At 68.7% G+C, this 6,799-nt stretch carries 3 protein-coding genes and 1 pseudogene; 1 reads left to right on the top strand and 3 read right to left on the bottom strand.

What is annotated here, in order from left to right; translation table 11 throughout:
* Positions 1–1,015: 1,015 nt before the first annotated feature.
* The gene (locus ACL02O_RS33260; protein WP_412822150.1) at positions 1,016–2,413 is read right to left on the bottom strand and encodes an IS1380 family transposase; all 1,398 of its coding nucleotides are present in this window, start codon (positions 2,411–2,413) and stop codon (positions 1,016–1,018) included.
* Positions 2,414–3,012: 599 nt separating this feature from the next.
* Here ACL02O_RS33260 and ACL02O_RS33265 point away from each other — a divergent pair.
* Positions 3,013–4,440 carry a DEAD/DEAH box helicase gene (locus tag ACL02O_RS33265; protein ID WP_412822151.1) on the top strand — a complete coding sequence of 476 codons (1,428 nt, stop codon included), beginning with the start codon at positions 3,013–3,015 and terminating at the stop codon, positions 4,438–4,440.
* A gap of 167 nt (positions 4,441–4,607) precedes the next feature.
* On the opposite strand, the pseudogene ACL02O_RS33270 reads toward ACL02O_RS33265, so the two are convergent.
* Positions 4,608–5,292: pseudogene (locus ACL02O_RS33270) on the bottom strand (IS6 family transposase).
* A 259-nt stretch (positions 5,293–5,551) separates the two neighbouring features.
* Positions 5,552–6,562 (bottom strand): alkylmercury lyase family protein, encoded by a 1,011-nt coding sequence (locus ACL02O_RS33275; RefSeq protein ID WP_412822152.1) that lies wholly within the window; start codon positions 6,560–6,562, stop codon positions 5,552–5,554.
* Between the last annotated feature and the right edge of the window lie 237 nt (positions 6,563–6,799).

Genomic DNA, 6,799 nt, shown 5'->3' on the forward strand with positions numbered 1-6,799 from the left:
GAGGCCGCGCGCGCGTCCACTGTCAGGTCGCGAGTTCCCGCCACTCGGGACGACCACCCAGCCATGCGTTGGCGAGGATCTGTGCCGACGCCCGACTCGGACAGGGGTGTAGCTTCGACCGGCCTGCGATGCCGCCGGTCTGTGCCTCTACTTCCCATCGCTGGCCGTCGGTGCGGATGTAGACGTCGCGACGCCCCCGCGGACTCCGGTCCCCGTTCCACCAGTGACGCTCGATTCTCACCTGCTGACCGTATAGCACTGCGGAGAGACGAACCATAGTGATCTTGAAAAGACGGTCAGTGTGATCGGGAAACCCACAAATTGTGGACGAGAGTTGGGAGACCTGACCGGGCCAGAACAGGACGCATCCGCGGAGCGCCGCCTTCGCGACGCCACGTATGCCTTTGAGCAGATGTCCGGCGAAAACATCCACGGACCGATCGAAGCGATTCAACAGCGCGCCGACGGCGACCACGTTCGACCGCCTCCGGCGCACGTACCTCCCAGCCATCCAGTCAGACCCCAAGCAGGTCATGTCATGAGCTGTCCGACTCTCATCACCGGCACCGAGACGGGCGGCGCCTACACCGTGCGCTGTTGCACTGGGGCGACCACCCGACCGGGGTCACGATGGGTGCGGCCGTCGCGGGTCGCGGCAGCACCCTCGACGGGGACACGTTGATCGGAATGGCCGACGCGACAACGTACGCGGGCGAGGCCGAGCGGCGGTCCACCGCCACCGCCCCATTTGGTGGTGCAGTCGTGGAGACGTGCTGATCCACCTGCACAGGACGTCGATACCTGCGACGCGTCGAACCGACACGCGTGGTAGCCCTTACCGACTGGGCTCCGTGGCGTCGTGATGCCTAACCTCGGTCTTTCGCTAGCTGTTGATCAAGGCCGTGATCTGGTCAGTTGATCTTCGCGGTTGAGATTGGGTTCGCGGGCGTGCCGCTGGCCCGACGCGGTGGCCGGGGTCCTCCAGGGGTCGCTTGTCGGGCTGTGGGATCGCGTGTCAGGTGATCGGTTGTGGCAGCGCGGCGAGATTGCTGAAGGCGGTGACGATCTCGGTGGTCCAGGGCCAGCCTGCGGCGATGCGTAGTCGGGTGCGTCTGGCCGAGCGGGTGATTCGGGCGGCGACGTGTAGCAGCCGGTAGCGCAGCTTCTTGGGTTCGGCGGCGGCGAGGTCGCCGTCGAGCAGCAGCGTTTGGGTCCAGGCGAGCAGGTCGATGCCGGTCAGTGCGAGTTGCAGCCAGGCGGCGTTGATGGCGAACACTCGGGACGGGAAGCGGCCGAAGCCGGTGTCCTTGCCGGTGCGGATGCGGTCCTCGACGCGGGCGTGGCCGCGATGGCGGGCCTCCAGGAATTGGATGCTGCCGTGGCCGGGTGGGGTGTCGGTGGCCATCACCTGGTGGCGCATGCCCTCGATGGTGTCGAACAGGGACAGTTGCGCGCCGGGGTGGGGGCGTTCCCGGCGGGCGATGAACCGGGTTCCGGCCGGGTAGCCGTCGTCCGGGATCAGGCCGGTCAGTTCGCAGATCTCGGCGCCGTCGCGCGGTTCGCCGTCTGCGTTGAGGGCAGGGATCCAGTCGGTGGCGTGCCGGATCGCGTCGCGGACCGGCTCGGTGATCGCGACACCGACGGAGAAAGAGGTGTCCAGGTGCTGGGTGCGCAGGCTGCGGATGCGAGCCAGGAACCCCTGCGTGCAGCCGGCCGAGTCACTGCGGATGAGGATCGGGGTGCCATGCCGGTGCACGTCCGGGATCTGCGCCAGGGCGGCGTCGAGCACCTGGATGTGGTCGGCGGTGGTGTTCGACCCGGCCCGGCCCTCGCGCAGCAGCCCGGCGAGGGCCTCCCTGGTGTTGTCCAGGAAGCAGAACAGCGGGTGGTAGCCGAAGGTCTTTTTCCACGTGCGGGTGGCGGACTCCTTCTCCGAATGGCAGATCACGATCGAGGCGTCCAGGTCCAGGACCAGGCCGGGCACCTGCTGCCCGGCCGCCGTCACCGAGGGCAGCCCACCACGGGTCTCCGCCGCCTGCGCCCAAGCCACCTGGCGAGCATGGGCCCGGGCCGCGCCCAGCGCGGCGAGCATCTCACCGTCCAACGCCGACAACAGCCGCCAGGCGGTCGGGTCCGAGGCCACCGCACCGAACAGGTCCGCCTGATCCCGCAACACCGCCAGGTCCGCGATCGCCTCACCGCCGTCGGCGATCATCACCGCGAGGTCGACCGCGATCCGGCCCGGGTCGTGGCCGCCCCGCCGCTGTCGCAGCCCGGCCAAGGTCTCGCTGAACGCGCTGGTCAGGCCGGTGGCGTCCGCGAGATCGGCCAGTAACCGGGCCCCGGCGTGACCGACCACGCCCCTCCCGTCGCCGCTCACCATGATCTTCGGGCGTGCTCCGGTACTCTTCACCTGGCAAGTGCCTTCCGAGACGGGCGATCAGGGCCTTCGACAAGCCAGATCATCCCAGATCAGAGGGCACTTCCTTCATTTCGATCAAGGAGCGGGACGGCCCTTGACGAAGGGCCGAGGCTAATGACCGGCAATGGGCTCGGTCGTCGGCTTCCGGTCGGCGTCCCCCTCGACACGGAACGGGGTGCGCAGGCGGGTCATCGCAGCCGAACTCACGTCGACGGCAGGTGTGTGGTCGAAAGGCGCATCTGCTCCCGATGCTTCACGGAACAAATTCGAGTCATGCGCGGTTACATCAGTCAAGAGCTGCTCCAAGTTTGCGCGCCAACGCGCGATTCACCCGCTCGCACATGCAAGCCAGGTGCGGAAAATGAACGGTGTGCGCATCGCGGCCGCCCGCCGAGGGCGGACCCGTTTCGCTCGGCCCGTCGAACCCTAACCCAACAAGCCAATCGTGTACGGACTGGCCCGGGTGCGGGTAGATTGATCAACCAGTCCGCCGGTTCCGACCACGGCCTGCATCTGATGTCGACCACCACGCGCCGCGACCAATCGGTCAGCGCCGTGCAGGGCGACCCCTTCCACGTTCGGAGACTCCCATGGCGGCACGCCGCCCCAGCAAGACACCCCTTGTCCCAGCCACATCCTTCGCCGACCTCGGCGTGCCCGGCCGCCTGGTCGCCGCGCTCGAGCAGGCGGGCATCAGCACGCCGTTCCCGATCCAGGCCGCGACGCTCCCGGATTCACTCGCCGGACGCGACGTGCTGGGTCGTGGCAGGACGGGATCGGGCAAGACATACGCCTTCGCTCTCCCGGTCCTCGCCCGGCTCTCGGCCGCCACGTCTCCGCGGCTGCCCGGCCGCCCGCGCTCGCTCATCCTGGCGCCTACTCGCGAGCTGGCGACCCAGATCGAAGCGACGATCGCACCGCTGGCCACCGCGCTGTCGCTGCGGACACTGACGATCTTCGGTGGGGTGAGCGCGCGGCCACAGGTCGGTGCACTGCGTGCCGGGGTCGATATCCTCATCGCCTGTCCCGGCCGGCTCGCCGACCACGTTTCGACCGGCGACGCGATCCTCGACGCCGTCGAGGTCACGGTGCTCGACGAGGCGGACCACATGGCCGACCTGGGCTTCCTGCCGGTCGTACGGCGACTCCTCGACAGGACACCGCCCCGCTCCCAGCGGCTGCTGTTCTCGGCGACGCTCGATGCGGGCGTCGACGTCGTCGTGCGGCGGTATCTCTCCAACCCAGTCACCCACAGCGTCGACTCGGCGATGTCCCCGGTCGCCGCGATGACCCACCACGTGCTCCGGGTGCGTCACGATGACCGGCTCCCCGTCCTGATCGACCTGACGGCCGCCCCGGGTCGCACGCTCGTATTCACCCGCACCAAGCGGGGCGCCAAGAAGCTGACCAGTCAACTGGTCGCTTCGGGAGTGCCCGCCGTGGAGCTGCACGGCAACCTGGCGCAAAACGCCCGTACCCGCAATTTGGCGGCGTTCTCTGCCGGCGACGCCCGCACGCTTGTCGCGACCGACATCGCGGCGCGCGGTATCCACGTCGACGATGTAGCTCTCGTGATCCACGCCGACCCGCCCGCCGAGCACAAGGCATACCTGCACCGCTCGGGGCGGACCGCGCGTGCCGGAGCGAGCGGCACCGTCGTCACCCTGATGACCGACGACCAGGTCACCGACGTGCGCGACCTCACCCGCCAGGCCGGCATCAACCCGACGATCACCCGGCTTGGGCCCGGTGACTCGCTGCTCACCGAACTCGCCCCGGGCGAGCGCCGCTTCGTGACGCCTCCCGTAGCGGCGACGGCACCGCATCACGGACGAGGCCACAGCGCCAAGCGGCGCCCGGATCCGCGCACGGCGGCGGGCGGATCGACCGTCAGCGCAGCGCGCGGAAGAGGCTCGGAAGGTCGTCGGGCGAGTGCCGCGAAAACCACGTCCGCGACACGGGGCGCGGCGGCGTTCTCTTCCGGCACGCGGGTTGGTAGCCGGCGCGGTCACCGCTGACAGCGAAGAACATGCGAGGCACCCGTGCTAGCCTCACCGGGTTGCAACCTTCGGTTCGTCGCATACTTTGCCAGCGCCTGGTGGGTATCTAACCCGCCAGGCGCTTTTTGGGCGCTGTTGCGTTACGGGATCGACGGGCATGGTGGATCTTGGGTTGTGGCTCGGGATCAGATCGCGTGGACGAGTTCGGTGAACGCTGCGGCGACCCGCCGGGCAGGCGGGACGTCGATGGCGAGTTCGTAATGGCCGCGGCGAACATTCTGGACGAAGGCGTGCCCGGCGATGATGATCTGCGCAGTGGTGTCTGTGCGCAGGCCCCGCATCGGTCGCAGCCGGTGCTTGAGCTGGCTGTGGTCGGCCTCGACCTGATTGTTGGCGTACTGCTCCACGTGATGCCACGCCGACGGGATCAGCTCATCCAGAACAGACGGGTAGACCGCGGCGGCGTCGGTGACCACCTCGGCGGGCTTCACCTTCAAGACCTTCAAGGCCCGTCGGAAGAACCTGCGGGCAGCCGCAGCGTCTCGACGCTGCGAGACGAGCACGTCGATGACCTGCCCATGCTGGTCGACCGCCCGGCACACGTACCGCCAGACGCCGTTTGACTTTCACGTACGTCTCGTCGCCGAACCACCTGTCGCCCGGCGAGTGCCGGGCGAACCGGGCCGCGTCGGCCAGCAGTGGCGTGAACCGTCGCACCCACCGGTACACGGTGACGTGGTCCACCTCGACTCCGCGCTCCACCAGCAACTCCTCCACATCGCGAAAGGACAGATCGAACCGCAGGTACCAGCGCACCGCCAGGACGATCACCTCGGGCGGAAACCTGAACCCGGCGAACGTAGGCTTCAGCGGTAGACACGGGCGGGGACGAGGCGACGACTTCACCACCCGAGTCTGCCTCGATCTTGCCAACGCTCAATGCAACGGAGCCCCCGGGTGGAGAAGCTCCTCACCGAACTGCGCCCCACCGCCTGACCAACCCGCCGGCGCTGCCCGTCCGCCCGGTGACCCGTTGGGCGGGCCGACCCTCGCTCATCCGGCCGTTGCCATGGCCAGGACAGATCAACACGGCTGCCTGCCCGCTAACTGACGGTGGCCGGGTACTGGTTCAACCGGTGTATCGATGGCGTTGGCGCAACGATGGAGAGTGGCGGGCGAGCAGCGGTTCGAAGATGTCGCGGCCTAGAGTGACGGCCTGGTCCTGGTCGAGCACCGTGGCGGCCAGGTTGGGGTGGGCGTTGATCCATGCCTGAGCGCTGGATGCGCTCGTGAAGAAGTTGATGGTGGAGCAGCAGGTGTCCACGGAGCGACCAGCGTCTCCGGTGGCCGCGTACACGACCACCGCTTCCACCGGCTGGAAGGTGGCGGCACCGTTGGTGATGGCCACGCGGACCGATCGGCCGGTGTGCGGATCGACGGAGGCGATTGCCGCGTCGGTGCCGAGCATGAACGGCATGCCCAACGCGTCGATGGCACACATCGCGAACACCTCGACATCGCCGAATGACACCCGGTGCGGCGTCGGCGTTGGCGAGAACGGGTAGGCCGCGACCAGACGCCCGGCGCTGTCGACGGCGACAAGATCTTCCCGGGCAAGCTCCCGCAGCGCCTTCGCGGTGTCCAGGTCCGCCGTGCCGGCGCCAACGCGGATGTCGGCGTCAGTGGGGGCACCCCCGGTGGCGGCAAAGTGACGCAGGATCGCTCGATGCACCTGCCGAAGGCTGTCGGGGAGCTGCTCGGCGCGGCGGGGCCGATCTGTCCGGATCGCATTGCCCGGCTGCGCGCAGCAATCCACCCGGCTCTGCTCCGTCACAGCGGTGGCGAGTCCGGCGCCTACCGCTTGGCGCAGGGCAGCGCGGATGCGCTCGCCAGTGGGGAGATCCAAGCGACAGGCGGCCGAACCGTCGCCGATGCCGCCCATCACGTCCACACCGTTGACCAGGATCGACGGAGACAGGTAGTCCCCCACGACCTCGGTGACCACCGCGAGGGGCAGACCGACGTCGGCCAGCGCCGCGCGCAGCTCATGCCGAGCCGGCGCGAGGTTCGGACAGTCCGGCACCGAACGAAGCTCAACAGCCACCCGGACCCCTGCTGCGCGATCTGCTGCCGCGGTCATCACAGCCCTCCTAGCAACGGCCCCGGTGGCATCACGCCTCACCGACTGGCCCGCACGGCTCTACCCGTACCTGACTGAACCCTTCGGCCAGGGGAAGGTCAAGGCGCGACGACAGGAGGCACCAGATGTGCGGATCCGGAGAACTTGCGTAATGCCGGAGATGGTGAGCTGGCCGCGTTGACCGGTGCACAGCGTGCTCGCCGTCAGATTGGGATGACCGGGCCGCCGCCGGCGATG

Source organism: Micromonospora mangrovicola (genome assembly GCF_047200535.1).
Classification (GTDB): Bacteria; Actinomycetota; Actinomycetes; order Mycobacteriales; family Micromonosporaceae; genus Micromonospora.